Below are 21,997 nucleotides of genomic sequence, written 5' to 3' on the forward strand. Positions count from 1 at the left end.
CATATAGACAGGGCCCGCCTGTCGGTGAACGACCAGAAAGGCGTATCCAGGTGCCATGAGGTAGGGTTGGCCCAGGGTCGCTTTATGAGCACCTGGTCGTGCCAGATGCGGGTACCATCCCACCCGGCCAGCTCTGCGGCCATTTTGCCCAATCTTTCATCCAGCATCATCTGCTTTGCGGCATCATTGGTTTGCCAGATATTAATCATCTGGTCAAACACCTTTCCAAAATATTCACTTTCTTTATTGATCCCATCGTCTTCGCCTATTTTCTTATCGCTGCCGGGCATTTTCCTGCCCTCCCGCTGTTCAACGGCTTCCGTAACAACCTGCCGCCAATGGGAAAGTTCTTCCTGGTTAAGAAAGTTCTCAATTACTAAAAATCCATCTTCCCTGTAAGATTGAATCTGCTTTTGCGTGAGTAACGTGTTCATATATCTGCAACTTTTTTTGAAAAAACATCAGGCGTACCATACAAATACCTGTAAGCCCCATAGTATCATTATTTTGCCTGTATTAACTTAACGGGGCCTAACAAACCAGCATTGTACTTATCAAAATCAGGCGTCCCCACCCAGCCCCAGGTACGGAGTTTGCCCATATCTGCCTTCATCCACATTTCATTCACCATCAGGTTCCCAACCCGTATTCTTATTTTGTTTTCTCCCTCCTGCAGGTATTTGGATATATCAAATACAAAGGGAGGCCATAGCCGGCCGCCAACGGATTTGTTGTTAACAAACACTTCTGCCATATATTTTACATCCCCCAGGTCAATGGAGGTCCTGGTATTTATATCTTTCAGCACAATCGGCATTTCATAATCAATATATCCTGAATACTGCTGAAGGCCATAGGTGTACCATGATTGCAGTGTACGGTTCTGTTTATTCCCAACAACAAATTTTAACGGGGCAGTTAGCGTCTGTTCACTTTTAACAGACCGTGCAAAGGATAGTAACCGCGCATCAGCAGGTAAGACAACTGACGCAACTGCCACTTCTTTTTTTACGCCATCTATCCAAACCGTTGTACCAGTCATATTATCAGGAAATACCACCGCGTTTGCACCAACCGGTATATTGATCCTCCAGTAGCGATAACCGGTGGTATCGTTATCTTTTATTTCATCTTTCTGCCCCTCCCCACCCCGCTTCTGTGATGCAGTAAAACTGGTATATTTCCATTTTGAATCATCGTATGCCAACATCATAAGATCTTCACTTAACTTGTTACCGGCTAAGGTGAATGAGGTGGCTGTGGTTTTATAAACAGTGTCTTTCCCCGGATAGCTGATGGTCCATTTACCATCGAGCTTTATTTCTTTTATATTAAATTCATGTTGCACCAACGGCTCCATATCACTTGTTCCGGGCTCAAATACAAGCCAATAACCTTCGTAAGGCTGTAAAGTCATTTTTACTTTGTTGTATCCCTTCTCCTTCACATATGCAATGGGTTTTCGCTCCCCGGTTTCGCAGTTCCATATCTGGGCCGTACCATTGCCCTCCCGGAACCAGGCCGAAAAATTTCTCAGGGTATCCGAGTTATTGGCAAGCCAGTAAAAGTGGCTATTGGAAATAGTTCTGTGAGCTGTGTAAAGCCGGCCTGAATGTTCCAACCGGATCTGCGGGCGGATCTTTTCATTCAAAACAGTAACCATTTTATTCAGCCTATCCTTATTTCCCGACAAGTCAATAACATTGGGTAATTGTTTTAAAGCGTTCATCTGGCTAATGATCAAGGCATCTTTCATACCCTTCTCCGGCGATCCTTCGGGTGTTGTACCCAGGAGTAAAACGACCCCTCCTTTCTTTGCAAATTCAAGTACCTTAGCTGATACGGCGTGAGAAATAACACAAGCCGGGGGAAGAACTATGGCCGAGAAGTCGTGGTCCTTAATCGTGATCCTTACACCGTTATCACTGATTCCTGTTTTTCCTTTATCCAGGTAATATTTATCAGCGATTAAAAAGTCGATGTTATTTTTATTCAATTCTCTCATCGCATCGGAATACACCTGGTTGATCTCCAGTGAAAGCGTATCCCATACTTCTTTGCCTTCCAGCAGGCTAAAACTTTCTTCATGTGTAAAAAAGCCTTCAGCATTTGCCCAGATACTTTCAAGCGGATTCACCAGGAGCACATCTGCAACAAGCTTACTTTGCCGGTTTACAAAAGCAGCCCGCCTGGAAAAATCCGTCCAGTTATGCAAATAAGGCCAATATGGATTTTCGGTAAACCAATCCGGCGGATACGGATCCTGTTCAATTTTCCGGTTCACATTAATGCCATGCGGTACTACGTGGTTAATACCAAATGATGTAATAGAGTTAATGGTCATTTTCATCATAGCAGGTGTTTGCTCCCATCCTGCAACGCCCATAATTTCACTCATAAAAGGGCGATCTTCCAATTCGGCTACTGTTTGCACTTCTTTAAAGTCATGCACATCCTGCGACTTCATTAAAAGGCAATCTGTTCCGGGCATGGTTGCCGTTCTTGTAACACGCATAAAGTCGCCCATAGCGGCAGTTTGCAGCAATAACGATTCTTCCCACAGATTGGAAATGTAATACATATTGTATTGTTTGAGCCAGTTCACCAAAGGTTCAAAGTAGCACTTGTTATATACGTCTGAAACAACGTCAAACCAATCGCAACGGGCCTTTGCAAATAAACCGTTGTTGTCCTTCTCCGTTAAAAGAGGAAGCCATAAACGGATATCCTGGTTTTTCATTTCCTTATACCGTTGGGCAAGATATTCTGACCATGCCATCCGCCAGCCATAGTCGCCTTCATTATCAACAAAAACACCCGGAATCGTTTTCCCCATGTCATTTGCAAAATGTTTGGCATACTGCGCATGAACAAGCGGAATGAAAACTTCCATTAATTTGGGGTCGAGGTAGTTAACTTTCCCTCCGTCGATCCCGGGATGGAATCTTTTTCTGTAAGTATACACCACCCAATCGCCTGGTGGCGCCGTCCATTTTAAATGATTTCCTTCTCCAATGATCCGCAACGATGAGGCATCAATGGCATTGCCAGCTATTTTACCTGCCACGGCAAAATCTGTTGAATCATAATAAACGGTCGATTTCCCTTTTACACTATACCGCTTCCAATCCAGGTATTTTGCCTCCAGCTCAGGATGCTGTGCCAATACCCGTCCTGCTGCCTGTCCGCTCGGCCAGTCATACTCATCGCAATACCCCAGGGTAAATCCCTTGTTCTTTGCTGCCTGCATGGCATTCCCGAAGCTGTTGAACCAGGGCTGTTCCAGGTATTGCTTATAGGGCAATGAAGAAAATGTGGGATTTAACCGATCCATTGAGCCCCGGGGATGTGCATACCCGGGGTTTAGTCCCTGCTTCATCATTTCCTCTGCCATGGTAGCTGTAAAATGCTCATCCCTGATGGTATCATCCCAGAACCAGAAAGTATGGGGAGCATAGAACATTGGGGGGCTAACAAACATTTGTTGAACCGTTTTGGGATCGTTATATTCTTTTTGCCATTCAGCTTGCCCTGATATGTTTAACGTAATTGTCAGCAACCAACCGGTAAAAAGAATGTTCAGGTACGTATATTTCATTATTGTTTTGAGTTAATAACTGATATGAATGTTAGTTTCAATAAAATTGCACCACTGCTACACATTATATTAATTATAGCCCGGGTTCTGCACCAACTTAGGGTTCTTATTCATTTCGCTCCTGGCAATTGGCAGGAAGTAGGCTTTATTATCCCACTTTCCGCTCGTGATCTCCACCGGGGTAACGGTGGGGATAGTGGCGGTGGTATGATCGGGATTCAGCTTGTACACCACATTAACCCCATGCATCGGATGATAGGCTTCCGGCCCTATCATCCAGCGGCGCACATCAAAAAAGCGGTGATTTTCGTACACCAGTTCAATACGTCTTTCATTCCGGTATCTTGCTGACAAGGCTGCGCCGGCGTCCATTATATCAGGCATGGCTGCTCTTTTCCTGATCATGTTAATGTAAGTGCGTGCTTCCGCCTCCTCACCCAGTCCAATACAGGCTTCAGCATAATTGAGTATAATTTCACTGTACCGGATAAAGCGCCAGGTGAGATCATCCTGGTGATTTACATACATATCAGTTTTGCGATTTATAAATTTGAGCATACAGGTGCCGGTATTATTATAACCGCCTCCGTAAACCACGCTATTCCTGCTATCTAACCCGTAAGTATAAACGATCTTATTAGCAGCTGCATCCCATTTTTCCCAGGTACCCACCTGTAAAACGCCTACAGGGTCGGCTGCCAGTAAGTTCGAGGGCCTTGACCTGAACTTCGCCCCTTCATACAAAATGGAAGCGTAAAAACGTGGGTCCCTGTTTTTATAGGGTTCCAGGTTCTGTGCAGGACTAGTTCTGGAGAATTTAGTGCCATCTGCCATTTCATAAGCGTCTACCAATTCACTGGGAGCGCCGTTTGTTTCTATACCTCCATATCCATTGGGGAAAACCTGCCAGTAATCGGCTCCCTGGTTTACGGAAGCGTTGTAGTAACGAATGAAGATGTCTTCTACGCTATTTTTTGAGATAAACAGGTCTTCATAATTCTGAACGGCCTCCTCCGTTGATGCGGGAACAGGCTGGTACAAACCATATATCCCCAGGTCCATTACAGCCTTGGCAGCAGCTTTGGCGGCCTGCCAGCGTTGCTTCCTGTCGCCATCAATATAACCCAGCAGTTCAGGATTGGAAAACCCGGGGAATGTTGTATTGTGAAGATCGCTGGCTGCATAAAGCAACACTCTTGACTTAAGCGCCAAAGCGGCTCCTTTCGTTACTCTTCCTTTGTTGGCCCCGGTATTCGCCAGGGGCAACAATGCAGCGGCCTTATCACATTCACCCGAAATGAACTGCACGCACTCCGCATAACTGTTTCGGGCGGCGGAGAAGTCGTCTGATAATTTATAGGATTTCGTGATCAGGGGTACACCGCCGAAATAACTGATGAGCAACTGATAATACCATGCCCTGAAAAAAGTGGCTTCCCCTTTCAACCTGTCTTTTAGTGTAACGCCATCAATCAGCGCCGGATCATCCGGCAATTTGTCTATATTCTCCAGGAATATATTGCAGTCGCGGATAGCGCTGTACCTGCCGTTCCAGTCGCCCCAGCCTGCATTATCAGGCGACATCAGCATGTTGCTCATATTATAATCATTTCCCGCATCGTAGCATCGGGCCTCATCTACAGCCAGTGATGTCAGGAAGAACGACCAGGGGTTCTGGTTATAAATACTGTTCATATTCAGTTGTACCAGGTTGGGATCAGACCAAACATCCGCTTCTGTAAATTGCGTGGAAGGTTTTGTATCAAGGAAGCTTTTGCCACACGATGTTAGCACTAAGGACACTGCCCCGATAACTATATATATTAAGTTCGAGTTTCTGTAATTCATACACTTTGATTTTAGAAGGTTGCTGTTAATCCAATGTTGGTTGTTTTGTTCAAAGGATATACTTCGCTGTTTACCCAAATGGAGCCCGGAGCATCGTCTGGAGATTCAGGATCGAAATCCTTCATCTTTGTAAACGTTAAAAAATTCAGGGCGCTGACGTAGATCCTAAGTGATTGTATACCGATTTTCTGTGCAATGCCGGATGAAAGGTTATAACCAACTTCAAAGTTTTTCAATCTTAAATAATCGCTGTTTCTAACGAAATAAGTATTATTAGGTTCTCCATCTGTCATCCAGTATGCGCCTCCACGCTCCCATACTCTCGGGTTAACAGCACTTGGGTTTTCCGGTGTCCAGCGGTCTTTTACGAGGTTATACATAAAGTTTCCAACACCTGGCCCGCCGGAGAAAGTCCGGTAGGATCGTTCCGCACCGGCCGCTCCCTGGAATAATACATTTGCATAAAAGTTCTTATACTGTAAATCGATACTGATCCCGCCGGTAAATGTTGGTATGGTGGTTTTCCTGCTTCTCACCTGGTCCTGGCCATCAATATGTCCATCGTCATTTACATCTTTAAATATAATATCACCAGGACGGGCGCCTGTCCAATGAGGGTATTTATCAATCGCCGCCTGGTCTGCGAACACACCTATTGCCTGGTAATACAATCTTGCATTCATCTGGTTACCCGTAGATCTCTGGTAGTCGGGAACACCGGGTGTTTCATCCCAAAACCTGATATGATTCTTTGCCCAGGCCCCGTTGGCAGATACCTGGTATTTGAAGTCGCCGGCACTACCGCGATATGATGCCTGCAATTCAAAGCCTTTGTTAACCACTTCCCCGATATTCTCCTGCGGCAGGCTTAATCCAGCAGAACCCGGCACAGAAGCATTTCTGTAGGCCAGGATGTTAGTACGCAGATTATAGAAATAATCCGCGCTTACCGCTAATTTATTATTGAGCAGTTCTACATCAGCTCCGATATTGGATTGATTGGCTATTTCCCAGGTAACCCCGGCGTTTGGAATACGTAATGCTTTCAACGCTTGTTGCGGAACATTTTCATTAAATACATAACCACCATTATAGCCATAGGTAGTAAGGTATTGATAGGGCCCTATCCGGTCGTTTCCTGTTTTTCCCCAGGATCCTCTTATTTTCATTTCATTGATAAAAGAGATATTATCCTTCCAGAATCTCTCATTGGAAATCCTGTAGCCCAGGGAGATACCGGGAAAAAATCCAAATTGTTTACCTGCCGGATCGAAGATATAGGAGCCGTCGTATCTCCATACAAATTCAGCGAGGTACTTTGCATCGTAGGCATAGCTCAATCTTCCGAAATAGTCCAGCCTGCGGGCCACACCAGACGATCCTCCATTGTCTTTTAATTCATTACTTCCCAGATCCAGTTCGTCAAGGATATCACTGGTATAGTTCCTTCTGAAAGCCCAGAAATTCATGTTATCACCGGCGATACGTTCTGCGGCGAAAAGAACCTTGATATCATGTTTATCAAAAACCCTGTCATAATTTAACAGTGCGTTGAGGGTTACGTTGGAATTGTTATCCATCCACTGTTGCAGCCGCGGATCGGTATTTCCTTTTTTGGATGCTACCAGCACCGGGGTTCCGTTGGCATCTACACTTGTTTTATCCCAGGTATAGAGGAACCATGGCTTCCTGAATTGTTTGGTACTGACAATGGTCCTGTCCATTGCTGCATTACCTGTTAACGACAATCCTTTTACCCATGGAATAGTAATCACGAGCCTTACATTACTCTGAAAAATATAGCTTCTTGATTTGGTGTAACCCGTGGCATCTGTAACCAACACTACCGGGTTAGCGCCATATTCAATATCCGGTCCGGGCAAGCCATTGGGCCATCTTGCGGGCCAGGTGGGAAAAGACCTGTTTAATGCCCAGAAAACATTTTGTGCCTGATCGGCGCTTCCTCCATTGGCGCCTCCTCCGGAATAGTTCCTGTTTTCCTGCCGCCCTACCACGTCAAAACTTAAGCGGATGCTATTAGTAACTTTTGCGTCGATATTGCTCTGAAAATTAGTCTGCGAGTAATTGGTGGCACCGTCCCTGAAAATCCCGTCGGTAAAATTCGATCCGAGCGAAATGAAATATTTTATGGCTTCAGCGCCGCCAGACAATGTTAAGTTGCCGTAACGTTGCGGTGAATTCTTCTTTATGGTTTCTTTAAACCAATCTGTATTGGGATGCCCCCAGGGGTCAGAGCCATCTTTATACTTTTGGATATCTTCTGCTGAATAAGGTAATGGGTCGCCGGGATGATAAGCAGCGGAGATTTCATTCTGTAACTGTGCATAAAGTGGTGCATCCGCCATTTTGGGAAGAACGGTAGGTGTATTCCATCCCTGGTTCAGGGAAAACTGGATGGTGGGCTTACCGGATGCGCCGCGTTTGGTGGTAACAAGGATAACGCCATTGGCCGCCTGTGATCCGTATATCGCAGCAGATGCATCTTTTAAGATCGTAACAGATTCAATAGTGGCGGGATCCAGCCGCTCCAGGCTTCTGCCGGCAATACCGTCTACAACAACAAGCGGGGAATTATCGCCAAGTGTATTGGCGCCACGTATCCTTAAGGTAGATCCGTCGTTTCCTGGTTCGCCGGTCCTTGTAATAGCCACCAAACCCGGTAACCGGCCTGCCAACGAATTGGAGAAATTACCCGCCGGTGATTTAACCAGGTCGCTTCCCTTAACAGATGCAATGGAGCCTGTCAGGGTTTCTTTTTTGCGCGTTCCGTATCCAACCACCACAATGTCATTTAACCGGGCGTTACTCGGCGTAAGCATTACCGTTAGTACTTCTCCGTCTTTCGTGGCTGTTACCTGTTTTTCTTCATATCCTATAGAAGAAAAAAGGAGGACTGCACTCTTAGCAACGCTAATCTTAAAGGAGCCGTTTTCATCAGTGGTTCCACCGGCAGTCCCGCCTTTTATTCTTATAGATACATTGGAAAGGGGCTGACTGCTGTCTGACACAACATTACCGCTTACCGTTATTTTTTGCTGAGCAAAGGAAATTTGTAAGACGCTCAAAAAGAATAGCAATAAAAATGATGCTTTGATAGGCAATAGAGAATCAAATTGCTTGTTTAACATAACATGAGATTTTGGTTTTAAACATCGCTGGTAGTGGAATTATCTACAATTTAGAAATGACGGTTACTTCTGTGCGGCGGCAGGCCGACAAGTAGTTGATGCATTCATAAAGATTAATTTTTCAAACGTGAATTTAACCTCCGGTTGCTGCTTTGCAGCCCGAATGAAACGTTGATATCATCGTAAAAAGCGCTACTTTTATATGAAAATCTTCTATCAGAAATTTTTCGCCGTACAACAATTTAAAGTCAGTCGAAACTTTAATATTTCAGTAATCATCTATCCTGTTCTTCAATTAAGTTGGTAATGCAAAGTAACCTGAATCTAAAAGGTGCAATGATAAATTCTGATGGAATCATTTAACTTTTTGACACACCCAATGAAAAATAAAAGGAATCAAAACGTCAATTACCTGACAGTAAATGAAACAGATGAACTGTGGGGATTATATACTACTACTATTGGTTTCCAGGTGATATCACCCAACAGCGATTACCCTCCCAAAAGCCATCCATCGGCTTATTGGTTCAGTCCCAATACAGGAAGAGTATTGCAGGAATACATCCTGCTGTATATTACAGAAGGAGAAGGCTCATTTGAATCAGCAAGCTGCAAGCCGACTAAAGTGGTTGCCGGTACCATCCTGTTGTTATTTCCCGGCGAATGGCATACCTACCGGCCGCTTAAAGGCAAAGGATGGAATGAATACTGGGTAGGTTTTAACGGCAGCTATATGAAACAGTTAACCGGTAATCTTTTCTTTTCCAGGAAAAACCCGGTGTACAATGTGGGATTTAATGAACAGATAGTGGCTTTGTTCAACCAGGGTATTGAAACAGCCAATTATCAGAAAACGGCCTACCAGCAGGTACTTTCCGGCATTACCAGCCTGCTGCTAGGCTTTATCTTCTACTCCGAAAAAAACAACTCCTTCAGGGATAAAGCCATCATCGCCCAGATTGATAAAGCGAGAATGATGATGCGCGAAAAAACCGGTGATGATGTTACTCCCGAATCCATCGCTAAAACGCTAAACATCGGTTACTCCTGGTTCAGAAGAGTATTTAAACAGTATACAGGGTTTTCACCTGCACAATATCAACTTGAAATAAAGTTGCAGAAATCAAAAGAATTACTGGCCAGTACGGTATTGCCGGTAAAGGAAATTGCTTTTCACCTGAACTTTGAGTCTACCAGTTATTTTGTAACGTTCTTTAAATCAAAAACGGGATTATCGCCCGGTGAATACCGCGATAAGATAAAAGGCAAATAAGGTGATGAAGCCTGCTTACCGGCAACGGAGTTTCATTCAACGGCAAATGTTTTACGATAAGTATTAGGAGAAAGGCCGACCTTCTTCTTAAAGATCCTGGAGAAATAATAAATGCTGTCGAACCCTGTTTGATCGGCGATTTCCTCTACGTTAAGCAATGTTGACTCAAGCAGTTCCTTTGCCCGTTCTATGCGTAGATTTAAATGGTATTGATTAGGCGATAGCCCCGTTACTGCCTTAAAATTCTTCCTGAATGCAGAATATCCCATAGGCAATTGCCGGGCAAGTTCCGGGATATCCACAGGATGCTCCAGTGATTCCTGCAGCAGGAACCTGGCTTTTGTTATTGCCTTTTCCAAGGGGCTATGATCGTATTGTTTACTAAGCGATATGGTATTGACCAGGCCAAGTATCTGAAGCGTTAAACCCGCAATCTGTTGTGAGTAACCCACAAGTGAAGCATTTACAACATCGATCATCTTTTTAAACAATACCAGCATTTCTCTATCCAGACCTGTTTTGAGACATGGCAAATTGGGATCAAAAAAGCCCTGTTCCATCAGTTGGTCAACATAGTACCCGTGAAAGCCTACCCAATATTCCTCCCATCCCGAGCGGATATCCGGCCTATAACGATGCCATACTCCCGGGAAAAGAAAAAAACAGGTTCCTTCTTCAATTTCCACCGGCTCGGTTAATGCCGAACAGAATGTTCCTTTTCCTTTTGAAATAAATATCATGTAATAGTCCGTCAGGATCCTTCCCCTGTTCCATGTAAGCTGATGGCTTTCGGGATGCTCTTCTTTGGGATAACGTTCGTTCGGTGTCACTTTTGAATAACCCACCGTAGTTACATAGATTCCCCATTTCTCCTCGATTGGACCTGTATTCAGATATTTAAAAAAGTTATTACTCATTGAAGTATCTTTTCTCTTTACTATTGGTTGCAACCGGCCTTATTAAAGGTGGGAAAGACTTCCGCCCATCAGCACAACATAACGTGTTAAGAGATAAAGTTAGCAAAAATGCGTTACCGGGTAAAATAATGTGGAGTTGAATATATGAGGGTTATTGTTGTGGTGTAATTATATCTCTCAGCAGATGCATCATAAATAAATTCAAATCCCATTGTGAAGTAACGGGTATATTGCCCGGAGAGGTAGTCCACATATAAGGCGGCGGCCCGAACTCTGTTGTAATAGTAAGCAGCGATGTGCCCTGGGCTTCTTTTTCCCGGATAATCCCGGACCACAAGCTGGTAAAATAGTTTAGCGGTTCCCCCCACTCCGGCAGTCGCGGGTCAGGGATCTGTGGTCCTTCAGGAAAACCCACCCGGGCATGTATATGTACGGTGCGCCGGATTGCTTCGTCAACCGTTTCTTTGAACCCTTCAAGATAACTTTCCGTAACGCAAACCCAGTGCGAGAAATCGGCGGTTACTTTCATAGAAGGTCTTAGTTTAAACAGTTCTCCTGCATTCGCCGGGCTGAAGCCAATCCTTCCCCTGTGCGTTTCATGCGCGATAACGATATTATTCTTCGCTGAAAAATTCTCCGCAGTGTCAATAACGGCAAGTTGTTCATCCATTGTAAAAAAATCTCTCCCTGAATGCGAATTAATGATTACCGGGTTGCATTCCATTGCTGCCTCCAGGTGGCATTCAAAGCTCCTGCAAAAGCTGTTTATATCCCGGCCTTCTGCCTGATGTTGTTGTACAACTACCGGCACCCCTAGTTCCCTGCTACGTTTGGTAAACAACTTCCTGTCATTTTTATTTCCGGGCAGCCAGGAATCAATACCGTCATATCCTGCGGATATTACCTTTTCAATAAAAGCTTCTACGGGGATATTTTCGTGGCCCCATCGTGTACAAAGGATCTTTATCTGCATACTAAAGGCTTTGGCTTTAAATAAGTATTTTTTAAAGGGTACTACTTCAGGTGACAAAAGTAAATGGTGTGTTTATCGGCAAAGCAACATAAATGCTGTTTTTTTTGTGTTTTCTGACATTTCCCTGGGGCTGTGGCTGTAAGTATGGAGAATTATCCGGGGACAAGCCATAGTAATATGATTTGTTCTTTCACTTCCGGGAATCAGTTTTGCAATCATCTTTAATGCTATCCCCGGAAGCAGGTAAGATATTTCAATCCACTCCTAAGCCGCTGCGAAACACCGGATCTGTAAACGCAATAAGATTAACATCAATTCTGACAGAAGTAAAGTAAACTAAAATAAAATGCGTTTAATTTTTTATAATAGTTTTATACTTAAGTTAAGTGTTGATTTTTGGGAAGCCCTTTTTAATTAAATTATGCTAAAAAATGAAAGAACTGATCTTAAAAAAAATTGCTCTGCGTAGACGTTGGAGCTTAGGCATATTCTTCACATGTGTTATATTGATGTGGGCTGGACTGTTCATTTTATTGTATTTTACCTACTGTAATCATAATAGCTATTTAAATTTGCCTCTTCTTCTCATTTTGTTTATCTGTATACTCTTTAGCACCCTGGGGATTTATTTGTCCAAATTCTTTAAAGCTTATATAACTATTGTTAATGAATTGAGCGAAAAGGAATCATCAATATTTGTTGAACAGGGAACCTCCCGCCATTTTGCCGAACAATGGCTACCTTCTTTTATTATTTATCGGGATAGCGTGAAATTTTTTAAAATACTTAAACAACCGGAGTATGCTTTTGCTGATATAAAAAGTATTCAATTTAAAAGATTTCATCTTACAAGAAGCAGACAAGATTGCAGGATAACCATTCAATTGTTTAATGGAATGAAACATCATTATAATGTAAATGGAAATCCGACCCAAAGGACCTTTTTAAAAAATGAAGCGATGGCGCGTAATCCAAAGATCATAATTGATGATCAATACGCTTAAATGTTGCCCGTTATTAAAAATGAAAAAATAGCTGGTTAAAATTTAGTTTTATCGATCTGTGTGCCCAAACAATCCATTAGCCAGATTCGTTTATAAAATAAAGGAAAGGTTATGTCTACTGCCGGACTTTAAGTTCAGATGAACCCCGTTTTTAACGGTTGTGAAACGGAATTAAAATAATAGTCTCGCCCAGGCTCATGCGATCAAAGAATATCTCTTTGGTTGAATGCCATGATGTTGCTCGAATATTCTCGTGAAGTGCCCCAGGTTTGTAAAGCCCAGCTGATAGCCTACTTCTGACACAGTAAGTCGTCTTGATCTGAGTAACCGGGCAGCTTCCTGCATTCTCAACCACTGAAAACATTCAAATACAGACTTGCTGAAGATCTGGTTGAACAGCTGGTGAAGCTTCCGGTTGCTCATACCTGCTTCCCTCGACAGTTGAACAATGTCAGGTGGCGTTCCTAAATCTGACTGAAGCCGCTCTTTGATTGCATAGATTGCCCGTATATCTTCCACATGGCTCTGACTTGCAGGCAACGGTTCCCGTTCGATCAGCATGGAGAAAATATGACAAGGCAACTCCTCACTTTTCAATTTATAGTACTGGCTTTCTAATTCTGTAGGCAGAGATAGCTGCTGCATTTCGGCCGCGATGCCAAACATCGCGGGAGATACCGTTGTTTCATAAGCGAAATTTTCATTCCTTTTTAAAATACGCTGTACGGCAGGATGCCTGAGGTGCCCGAACATTTGTTGAAGGTAGGGTAAGAAGACGGCAATGGTTACGCTACTGAAAGCGGTATCCGACGGCATAGCGATCACAGAAATAAGCAACGGGCTACTTTTAAGGATCTATATTTATTGGGTGTATCACTAACCTGTTGAAAATAACAGTAAATTTAAAGTTGAATGTAAATAAAGAAAAGATATATAAATGAGTAACATCCCTCATAAGATACAAAAGAATATTGATCGCATTGAAGTGTTAAAAAACCAAATATCTCAATGGAGAAAACTTAGTCTTGAGGATCTTTTTCAAAGTGTAAAGGAATTTGAAAAGACCTTAAGGCTAGAAGTATCGATTTATTATAACGACCTTTTTAATGATGCAAAGTTTTCTGAAATACTTTTAGACATTTATAAAAGCAATGCTGATAATGCCAAAATGGTTATCCTTCTTATTTCTGCAATAGGAAATATGATTCAAAGATACAACTTGCCGGAATCCCAGGATACGTATGAGTTGATGGTTGAAAACGCTTACAAAAAAAATGTAGGGCCTTATGTGGCGATATTTCTTCCAAGACTGGAACATTTTAAAAATTACAGCAAAAAATGGCAGTATTTTATGAATGTAAAGGAAATGTCTCCTAAAAAAATAGCAGAAAGCTCTTTCGAGGTCATTATGGATTTGCATGGTAATGAGATACCTGAAGAAAATAAAGAAGAGGTAGTCCATTATTTCAACAAAAAATCTGAAGAATCAAACAATGAATATGGCAGACAACACTATTTAGATTTAGCAAATAAATTTAAATCATGCTAATCTGAATACCTTAAGTAATTGTGGATGCTGAAAGTAAATAATAGACTACGTCTTAAAAACGAAAATGTGATACAAAAATCCATCTCTGAACTTTTGTATCACATTTTGCGGAGAGTCAGGGATTCGAACCCCGGGACCTGTTACAGTCAACAGTTTTCAAGACTGCCGCAATCGACCGCTCTGCCAACTCTCCAGGGACGCAAAAGTATAAAAGAAATTGAAAATAAAAAAAATTTGAGCTATTATTTTTAAAACGCCCTGCTATCAAGGCTTTCGGGCATAAAAAATCCCGGTTTACGGACCGTAAACCGGGATGGTATGATGAAAATGACGGACCTAAGCGATCTGATGATTCTAATGCTCTGCTGATGGTCTACCCGCTTTGATCCGTCATTTGCATGAGCTATTTCCAGCCTCCACCCAGGGAGCGATACAGATCTACCATAGCGCTAAGGCGTTGGCGGTCTATATCTGCCTGGGCAAGTTCGGCTTGCAGGGAGCGGGACTGCGCCGTAATTACTTCCAGGTAGTTAGCCAAACCGCTGCGGAACAGGAGCTGGGCCTGTTGTACTGCCAGCTGTGAGGTATTCACCTGGCGGATAGCGATTTCCTGCTGTACTTTCACTTTATCCAGTTTCACCAATGCATCACTCACCTCTCCTATTGCATTCAGGGCCGATTGTTTAAACTGGATCACCGCCTGCTCACGTTGTATTTTGGCTACTTCCAGTTGCGTTTTCAACTGGCGGCGCTGGAAGATAGGCTGAGCCACACTTCCGGCCACAGTACCAAACAGCGAGGCGGGCAAATTAAACCAGGTGCTGGCTTTAAAGGCGTTCAGTCCCCCGCTGCCGGTAATGGTGAGCGTAGGGTACATACTACCTTGCGCCACGCCAACCTGTGCATTGGCTGCTACCAGCCCCATTTCACTGGCGCGTACATCCGGGCGACGGCTGATCATAGCTGCAGGAATACCTGCCGGCAATGAATCCCTTACCTGGAGGTCGCTCAGCTTAGCGCTGCGTGCAATTGTTGCTGGTAACTCACCAGTTAAAATGCGCAGGGCATTTTCCTGGATAGCAATACCCTGTTCCAGCTGTGGGATCAGCAGTTCAGCAGTTTGCTGCTGGGAAATGGCCTGTTGAACGCCCAGCTCTGTTACATCTCCGGCTGCTTTCTGCAGGCGGATCATTTTCACAATAGTATCGCTGAGCGCAAGATTCCTGCGGGCTACACTGAGCTGGTTGTCCAGCATCAGCAGGTTGAAGTAGCTGTTGGCAATAGCTGCCACCAGGCCGGTTTGCACCGCATGCTGACCTTCGTAAGACTGCAGGTAAGTAGCCAGTGCAGCTTCTTTCTGACGTTTTATCTTACCCCAGATATCTATCTCCCACGACATGCCTACACCGATATTGAAATCTTCGATATGATCACCGAGATTATTAACGGAAAGGTTCAACCCGTTGAAACTATTCTTGGATGGGAAATTGGTACTGCCTGATGCCGTTGCTGTAAAAGCCGGCAGCCAGGCCACCTTCGCCTGTTTCAGGTAAGCCTGTGCCGATTCTACTCTCTTCACTGCCAGCTGCAGATCATAGTTGCCGGTAAGTGCCTGGCTGATCAACTGCTGTAAGGTAGCATCTGTAAAAAATTTCTTCCATTCTATTTCTGCTATGCTGCTGGTGTCTGAAGGCGCAGTGTCATTATTGAACTGCTGTGGCAGCGCCACCGGGGGCCGCTCGTAATTGCGGCCTACCCGGCATGCTGCTAACCCTACAACTAAGGAGAACAACAAAAAGTAAAATGAGCTATAACTTGTTTTCATTTGTCTTTTTTCTGATTCTGATAATAGATAATGCTAATATTTTAGTGCGCCAGCTTTGCCGTATGTTCTGCTTCCACTTCCGCTATCGGCTTACGGCTGATTTTCTCCTGCAGGAACTGGAAAATTACAAACAGCACAGGTATGATGAATACCCCCAGGATCACCCCGGTAAACATGCCGCCTACAGTGCTCCAACCGATGGAATGGTTGCCTTTGGCAGATGCGCCTTGTGTAAAGATTAATGGCAACATACCAACAATAAAGGCAAAGGAAGTCATCAATATTGGACGAAGACGAAGCTGTGCTGCTTCCAAAGCCGCCTCAATAAGCTTATAACCCGCTCTGCGCCGTTGTATGGCAAACTCCACGATCAGGATCGCATTTTTTGCCAATAATCCTATCAGCATGATCATACCTATTTGTACGTAGATATTGCCTTCTATACCGCTAAAGCCAATGAAACTATATACGCCTAATATACCCGTAGGTACGGTAAGGATTACTGCCAGTGGCAGGATATAGCTTTCATATTGTGCAGCCAACAGGAAGAATACGAACAATACACTCAATAAAAACACGAACGCAGTTTGGTTACCCGCTCTTATCTCTTCCCTCGTAATACCTGTAAACTCATAGGCATATCCTTGTGGCAACGCCTTCTTCGATACTTCTCCAATGGCTTTAATTACATCACCGGTACTATAACCTGGTTTGGGTGTAGCATTAATGGTAACAGCGCTATACAGGTTGTTTCGTGTAACTGTTTCCGGGCCATATACACGTGTGAATTTGGCCACCGTGCTTACCGGTACCATCGTACCCAGGTTGTTCTTTACATAAATAGCATCCAACGAACTTTTATCCATGCGATATGAAATATCGGCCTGCGCCATTACGCGGCTATATTTCCCGAAACGGTTAAAGTCTGAAACGAAACTACTACCATAATAGGTTTGCAGCGTATTCAACAAATCACCAACAGATACACCCAGTTGTTTCACTTTTATATCATCTATATCAATGGTGTATTGTGGATTCCCCGTATTAAAAGTAGTGAACGCACTTGCCACTTCCGGCCGCTGACTTAATGCACCAATAAAACCCCATGCCGTTCCTGCTAATTTCTCGAGCGATCCGTTTGTTCTGTCCTGCAACATCATTTCTACCCCGCTCACATTACCGAAACCCTGTATTGTTGGAAAACCAACAAAAAAAGTCAGGGCATCATGTACCTGCATTGATTTGCCTAACAAACCGCCTGCAATAGCAGTCGGGTCTTTTACAACCCCTCTCTCCTTACGATCTTTTAACCTTACAAATACCGCAGCATTAGGAGAAGCGTTCGCATTTGTTACGAAGTTCATCCCATTTGCAGCCCATACATCGCTCACACCCTCGTCTTTCATCGTAATTTTACTGATCTGGCTCGTTGCATTCTCTGTTCTGCTAAGTGAACTACCGGGAGGTGTTTGGGTAATACCAATTACGAATCCCTGATCCTCATCCGGAATAAACCCGGTAGGTGTTGTTTTGATCAGCAAAACTGTAGCAACCACCACAAGCAATAATCCGGTAATGGCCACCCATCTGTTCTTCAGCAGGAATTTGATGCTCCGTATATATCTTGCCGTCATTGCATTAAAAGCGGTATTAAATGCATCGAAGAAGCGGGCGCCAAAACCTTTCTTCTCTCCACCTTCGCCTATATGCTGGTTCTTTAAGAATAAAGCGCACAACGCCGGGCTTAACGTTAACGCATTCACCGCAGAAATAAAGATAGCAATGGCCAGTGTAAAGGCGAATTGTTTATAGAATACGCCTGCAGGGCCTTGTACAAAGCTCACTGGTACAAACACTGCTGCCATTACCAATGTGATCGAAACAATCGCGCCGGATATCTCACTCATCGTTTTAACGGTTGCGTCTCTTGCCGGTAAATGTTCACGTTCCATCGTTGAGTGTACCGCCTCCACTACCACAATGGCATCATCCACCACAATACCAATAGCCAGTACTAATGCGAACAATGTAAGCAGGTTAATGCTGAAGCCGAATAGCTGTAAGAAGAAGAAGGTACCTATGATCGAAACAGGAACCGCAATTACCGGGATCAATGTAGAGCGCAGATCTTGCAGGAAAACGAAAACCACGATGGCCACAAGGATGAACGCAATGATCAGTGTTTCTTTTACCTGGTCGATAGATGCATCCAAAAATTCCTTCGAGTTGTACATGATCTTAAACTTCATACCATCGGGTAACGCCTTTTCATATTCCCCGATCTGGTGTTCCAGTTCGGTAAGAATTTCATTGGCATTGGAACCCGGTGTCTGCAAAATACCAAAACCGGTAGCCGGTTTGCCATCGAGCAAATTCGAGGCGGTATAAGCATAGCCCCCAAGTTCAACCCTGGCCAGATCTTTAAGGCGAAGAACAGAACCATCATTATTTGCCTTAATCACCATGTTTTCATACTCTTCAGGCTTGTTCAACTTTCCCTTGTACTTAATAATATACTCGAAAGATTCTTTACTACTTTGGCCCAAACGCCCTGGTGCAGCTTCTACGTTCTGATCTTTGATCGCATTCATCACCTCTGTTGTAGAAAGATTATTGGCAACAAGCCTGTCTGGTTTCAACCAGATACGCATCGAATAATCTTTTGTACCAAATGGCTGTACCTGTGCCACCCCTGGTATACGTTGTAACTGGGGGATGATATTAATTCTTGCATAGTTACTTAAGAACAGTTCGTTGTACTTCACGCTATCCTCGCTATATATCGCCACGAACATCAGGAAGCTGCTCTGCACTTTCTGTGTAGAAAGCCCGGCTTGCAATACTTCCGGAGGTAACTGGCTATTAGCTTTGGATACGCGGTTTTGTACGTTTACCGCCGCAATATCAGGATCCGTTCCCTGTTTAAAATAAACTGTCAGTGTGTAGCTACCATCGTTGTTGGAATTGGAGGTCATGTACGTCATGTTCTCCACGCCATTTACCGATTCTTCTATGGGGGTAGCAACTGTACGGGCTATCACCTCCCCGTTGGCGCCGGGGTAATTGGCTATTACCTGTACAGATGGCGGCGCAATCTCAGGAAATAAAGCCGTAGGCAGGGAGAATAAAGACAACGCTCCCAGTATAACCAATATGATAGAAATAACCGTAGATAACACCGGTCTTTCAATAAATCGTTTTAACATAAATAATAATTATGGGTTGCGGTATGTCCGCACGAACACAAACAGTGCATGTGTATAACAACACTGCCTGCGTCGCAATTGAATAATGTTTTGTGTAAGCGTTCTTAACACCGGCGTGCTTTCACGCTTAATTTTAAAGCAGCGGCTTTGCTTTCAACAAACTATCTACAGATACCATCTGTGGCTGAATAACAACGCCATCTTTTAAACCACCGGTCATCATGGTAGATTGAGAAGATAACACGATCTTATCTCCCACTTTTACGCCATCAGTAACAAAATAATAATTAGGCGTTTTGCCGGAAATGGTGAGTGGTTTTGTAACGATTTTATTACTATCGGCCACTGTATAAACGAACACTTTGTCCTGCAGTTCAAATGTGGCTTCCTGGGGAATTACCAATGCAGAAGCATATAAAGTAGGTACTCTGACTTTACCGGTGCTACCACTTCTAAGTACTCCCTGTGCATTAGGAAAGCTGGCACGTAAACTAATTGCACCAATAGTCTTGTCAAACTGCCCTTCCACTATTTCAACTTTTCCTTTTTCAGGATAAACACTTCCATCTGCCAGGACTAATTCTACCGCTGGCATTGCTTTTACTTTTTCAGCAATGCTATTGCCCGGATATTTTTCCTTGAATTTGAGAAAATCGGTTTCACTCAAAGAAAAATAAACACGCATATCCTTTACTTCAGAAATAGTAGTCAATGCGCCTGTCATTCCTCTGCTAACAAGGCTTCCCGTTTTAAAGGGAATACTACCTACATAACCATCGCTGGGTGCGGTAATATTTGTGAACCCAAGATTGATACGGGCGGCTTCTACCTGGGCCTTTGCCTGGGCTACATTAGCTTTCGCAGAGTTGTAACTTGCTTCGGCAGATTTTAATTGAACATCCGATACTACATTATTACTAAGTAGCGGTTTCAATTTGTCAACGTTGATTTGTGCATTCTCTAATGCCGCTGTTGCAGCCTGTAAATTTGCAGTAGCATTGTTAAGTTGCTCTACATAAGGTCTTCTGTCGATCGTGAAAAGTGTCTGACCTTTTCTAACGTAAGCACCTTCATCTACCGAAATATCGGTTAGATAGCCGTCTACCTGTGGTCTTATTTCCACATCACGGGTTCCTTCTACCGAAGCAGGGAAATCCTGAAACGTTGTAGCAGGCAATGTAACTGCTTTAATTACAGGTAAAGATGCTGGCGGCAGTGCTTCATTCTTTGCCTGCGATGTGCTGCAGGCAGACAATACCGAAAGAACAAAAAAACTATAAAGTAAGCCTGCCGGCAATGTGGTCAATGGTGATTTCAATGGTTTCATTACTACTTTGTTTTAAACGACTAACAATAAAATTCCCCGGTACGATCAAGGCCAATACATGGCAGCCTTGCTTCGCAGCAATCAATATCAGTGACAGCAATCGGGTTTTGAAATACAGGTAGGTAGTCCCGCAACACTCAGACACCTGTAATGTTACAGCACATTACACGTTTGAGCACAGCAATTTGTTACTACTGTAAAAAAAGAAATTGAAGATTTGCGGTTGGCCGCTAAAAAATTCTCATCGGTTTTCAAATTTTGAATGATGCACGGGCGACATCATTATTTTAAACACAGTGCAAAAATAGATATTTAAAGTTAACGAACGTTTAAATTATTACGGGTTTAATTGTACTTTTCACGGATACTCTTTTGAAATGATGCAGGAGTGAATCCAGAATGCTTCTTAAAAAAGCGGTTAAAATAAGCATCATCTTCAAAATTCAACTGCGCCGCGATCTGCTTGATAGAGTGCTCACCCCAATACAGTAGCCGTTTTGCCTCCATAATGCGTTTTTCATCGATGATGAATTTTGCATTTCTTCCCAGCAACGCTTTTACCGTGTCATTTAAGTGTCCCGGTGAAACGTACAACATTTCCGCATAGTCAGATACCTGCGCTTTCTCATGAAAATGCTGATCAACCAGGATTTTAAACTGCCGTGCAATATTATATTGTGAACTTTCTGCATTCATCCAGTTGCCGGATGGCTCAGAAATACGTCCGCATGCAATCACAAAGGCATTTAAAAGATTACGGATAATCGCTTCCTTACGCAGCTTGTCGCCGTTGTATTCTTTCCTGATCAGGTCTGCATACGACAATACTTCTTCCAGCTGCTCCCCGTTCAACGGCACCATACCGGAACTGAACACACAGCGCCAGCAACTCACCACTCCCTGCATTTCGGGCACCAGGAAATCGTTGGTGAAATATATATTAATCAACTCTGCATCTTCACTCATTTCATGCTGGTGTACCTGGTTTGGCTCCATCAGCATCAGCGCAGGCGCTGTCATATCATATTTTTTAAAATCGATCGACTGCCTTATGCTGCCTTTTATCAATATATCTATGCTGTATCCGTTATGACGATGGGGAACATTCATATCGCCCATACATTCAAGTCCACTCCATTCACTCATGAAAAAGTTAGCCCCTTCTGCGTAGTCGCAGTTATAAACCTGTACACCCGAATTTCGTGTTACAACACGTTCTAATAGTTCCATTGGTTTACTAATTTATAGGTAACCATCAATAAATTTGAGCAGTAAAGGTAGTTGAATAAATATTGTTGCTCCAACTATACCGAGTATAGATAATTTCT

General features: G+C 43.5%; 14 protein-coding genes and 1 tRNA gene. 3 read left to right on the forward strand and 12 right to left on the reverse strand.

The annotated features are described in order from the left end of the window. The 4 genes from VIM72_RS30535 to VIM72_RS30550 all read right to left on the reverse strand — a co-directional run. A partial coding sequence (locus VIM72_RS30535) for a phytanoyl-CoA dioxygenase family protein (protein WP_332006583.1) occupies positions 1-434 on the reverse strand: 434 nt, incomplete at its 3' end. 68 nt (positions 435-502) lie between these two features. Next, complete coding sequence (locus VIM72_RS30540) at positions 503-3,481, reverse strand: glycosyl hydrolase (RefSeq protein ID WP_332006584.1); 2,979 nt, start codon at positions 3,479-3,481, stop codon at positions 503-505. Positions 3,482-3,667: 186 nt separating this feature from the next. Next, on the reverse strand, positions 3,668-5,446 hold the full coding sequence (locus tag VIM72_RS30545; protein ID WP_332006585.1) for a RagB/SusD family nutrient uptake outer membrane protein: 1,779 nt from the start codon (positions 5,444-5,446) through the stop codon (positions 3,668-3,670). Between the two features lie 11 nt (positions 5,447-5,457). Continuing rightward, positions 5,458-8,595 (reverse strand): TonB-dependent receptor, encoded by a 3,138-nt coding sequence (locus VIM72_RS30550; RefSeq protein WP_332006586.1) that lies wholly within the window; start codon positions 8,593-8,595, stop codon positions 5,458-5,460. Positions 8,596-8,974: 379 nt separating this feature from the next. On the opposite strand from VIM72_RS30550, the gene VIM72_RS30555 reads away from it, so the two are divergent. Continuing rightward, a complete protein-coding gene (locus VIM72_RS30555) occupies positions 8,975-9,868 on the forward strand; it encodes an AraC family transcriptional regulator (RefSeq protein ID WP_332006587.1) in 894 nt (297 codons plus the stop codon). A gap of 32 nt (positions 9,869-9,900) precedes the next feature. Here VIM72_RS30555 and VIM72_RS30560 read toward each other — a convergent pair whose 3' ends face one another. Continuing rightward, on the reverse strand, positions 9,901-10,785 hold the full coding sequence (locus VIM72_RS30560; RefSeq protein WP_332006588.1) for an AraC family transcriptional regulator: 885 nt from the start codon (positions 10,783-10,785) through the stop codon (positions 9,901-9,903). 151 nt (positions 10,786-10,936) lie between these two features. Then, entirely contained in the window at positions 10,937-11,758 is an 822-nt protein-coding gene (locus VIM72_RS30565; protein ID WP_332006589.1) for a hypothetical protein, read from the reverse strand. A 431-nt stretch (positions 11,759-12,189) separates the two neighbouring features. Between VIM72_RS30565 and VIM72_RS30570 the strand changes: the two genes are divergently transcribed. Further along, complete coding sequence (locus VIM72_RS30570; protein ID WP_332006590.1) at positions 12,190-12,762, forward strand: hypothetical protein; 573 nt, start codon at positions 12,190-12,192, stop codon at positions 12,760-12,762. Between the two features lie 195 nt (positions 12,763-12,957). On the opposite strand, the gene VIM72_RS30575 is transcribed toward VIM72_RS30570, so the two are convergent. Then, a complete protein-coding gene (locus tag VIM72_RS30575; protein ID WP_332006591.1) occupies positions 12,958-13,515 on the reverse strand; it encodes an AraC family transcriptional regulator in 558 nt (185 codons plus the stop codon). Between the two features lie 184 nt (positions 13,516-13,699). On the opposite strand from VIM72_RS30575, the gene VIM72_RS30580 reads away from it, so the two are divergent. Next, positions 13,700-14,311, forward strand: coding sequence for a hypothetical protein (locus VIM72_RS30580; protein WP_332006592.1), 612 nt, complete (start codon positions 13,700-13,702; stop codon positions 14,309-14,311). A 108-nt stretch (positions 14,312-14,419) separates the two neighbouring features. Here VIM72_RS30580 and VIM72_RS30585 read toward each other — a convergent pair. The 5 genes from VIM72_RS30585 to VIM72_RS30605 all read right to left on the reverse strand — a co-directional run bounded on the left by VIM72_RS30585 (position 14,420) and on the right by VIM72_RS30605 (position 21,899). Beyond that, positions 14,420-14,504: transfer RNA gene (locus VIM72_RS30585), tRNA-Ser, on the reverse strand. 210 nt (positions 14,505-14,714) lie between these two features. Further along, positions 14,715-16,136, reverse strand: coding sequence for an efflux transporter outer membrane subunit (locus VIM72_RS30590; protein ID WP_332006593.1), 1,422 nt, complete (start codon positions 16,134-16,136; stop codon positions 14,715-14,717). A 41-nt stretch (positions 16,137-16,177) separates the two neighbouring features. Next, positions 16,178-19,342, reverse strand: coding sequence for an efflux RND transporter permease subunit (locus VIM72_RS30595; protein WP_332006594.1), 3,165 nt, complete (start codon positions 19,340-19,342; stop codon positions 16,178-16,180). 133 nt (positions 19,343-19,475) lie between these two features. Then, positions 19,476-20,669 (reverse strand): efflux RND transporter periplasmic adaptor subunit, encoded by a 1,194-nt coding sequence (locus tag VIM72_RS30600; RefSeq protein ID WP_332006595.1) that lies wholly within the window; start codon positions 20,667-20,669, stop codon positions 19,476-19,478. Between the two features lie 345 nt (positions 20,670-21,014). Then, positions 21,015-21,899, reverse strand: a complete 885-nt coding sequence (locus tag VIM72_RS30605) for a helix-turn-helix domain-containing protein (protein ID WP_332006596.1) — start codon at positions 21,897-21,899, stop codon at positions 21,015-21,017. Between the last annotated feature and the right edge of the window lie 98 nt (positions 21,900-21,997).

Source organism: Chitinophaga sp. (assembly GCF_036569185.1).
GTDB lineage: Bacteria > Bacteroidota > Bacteroidia > Chitinophagales > Chitinophagaceae > Chitinophaga.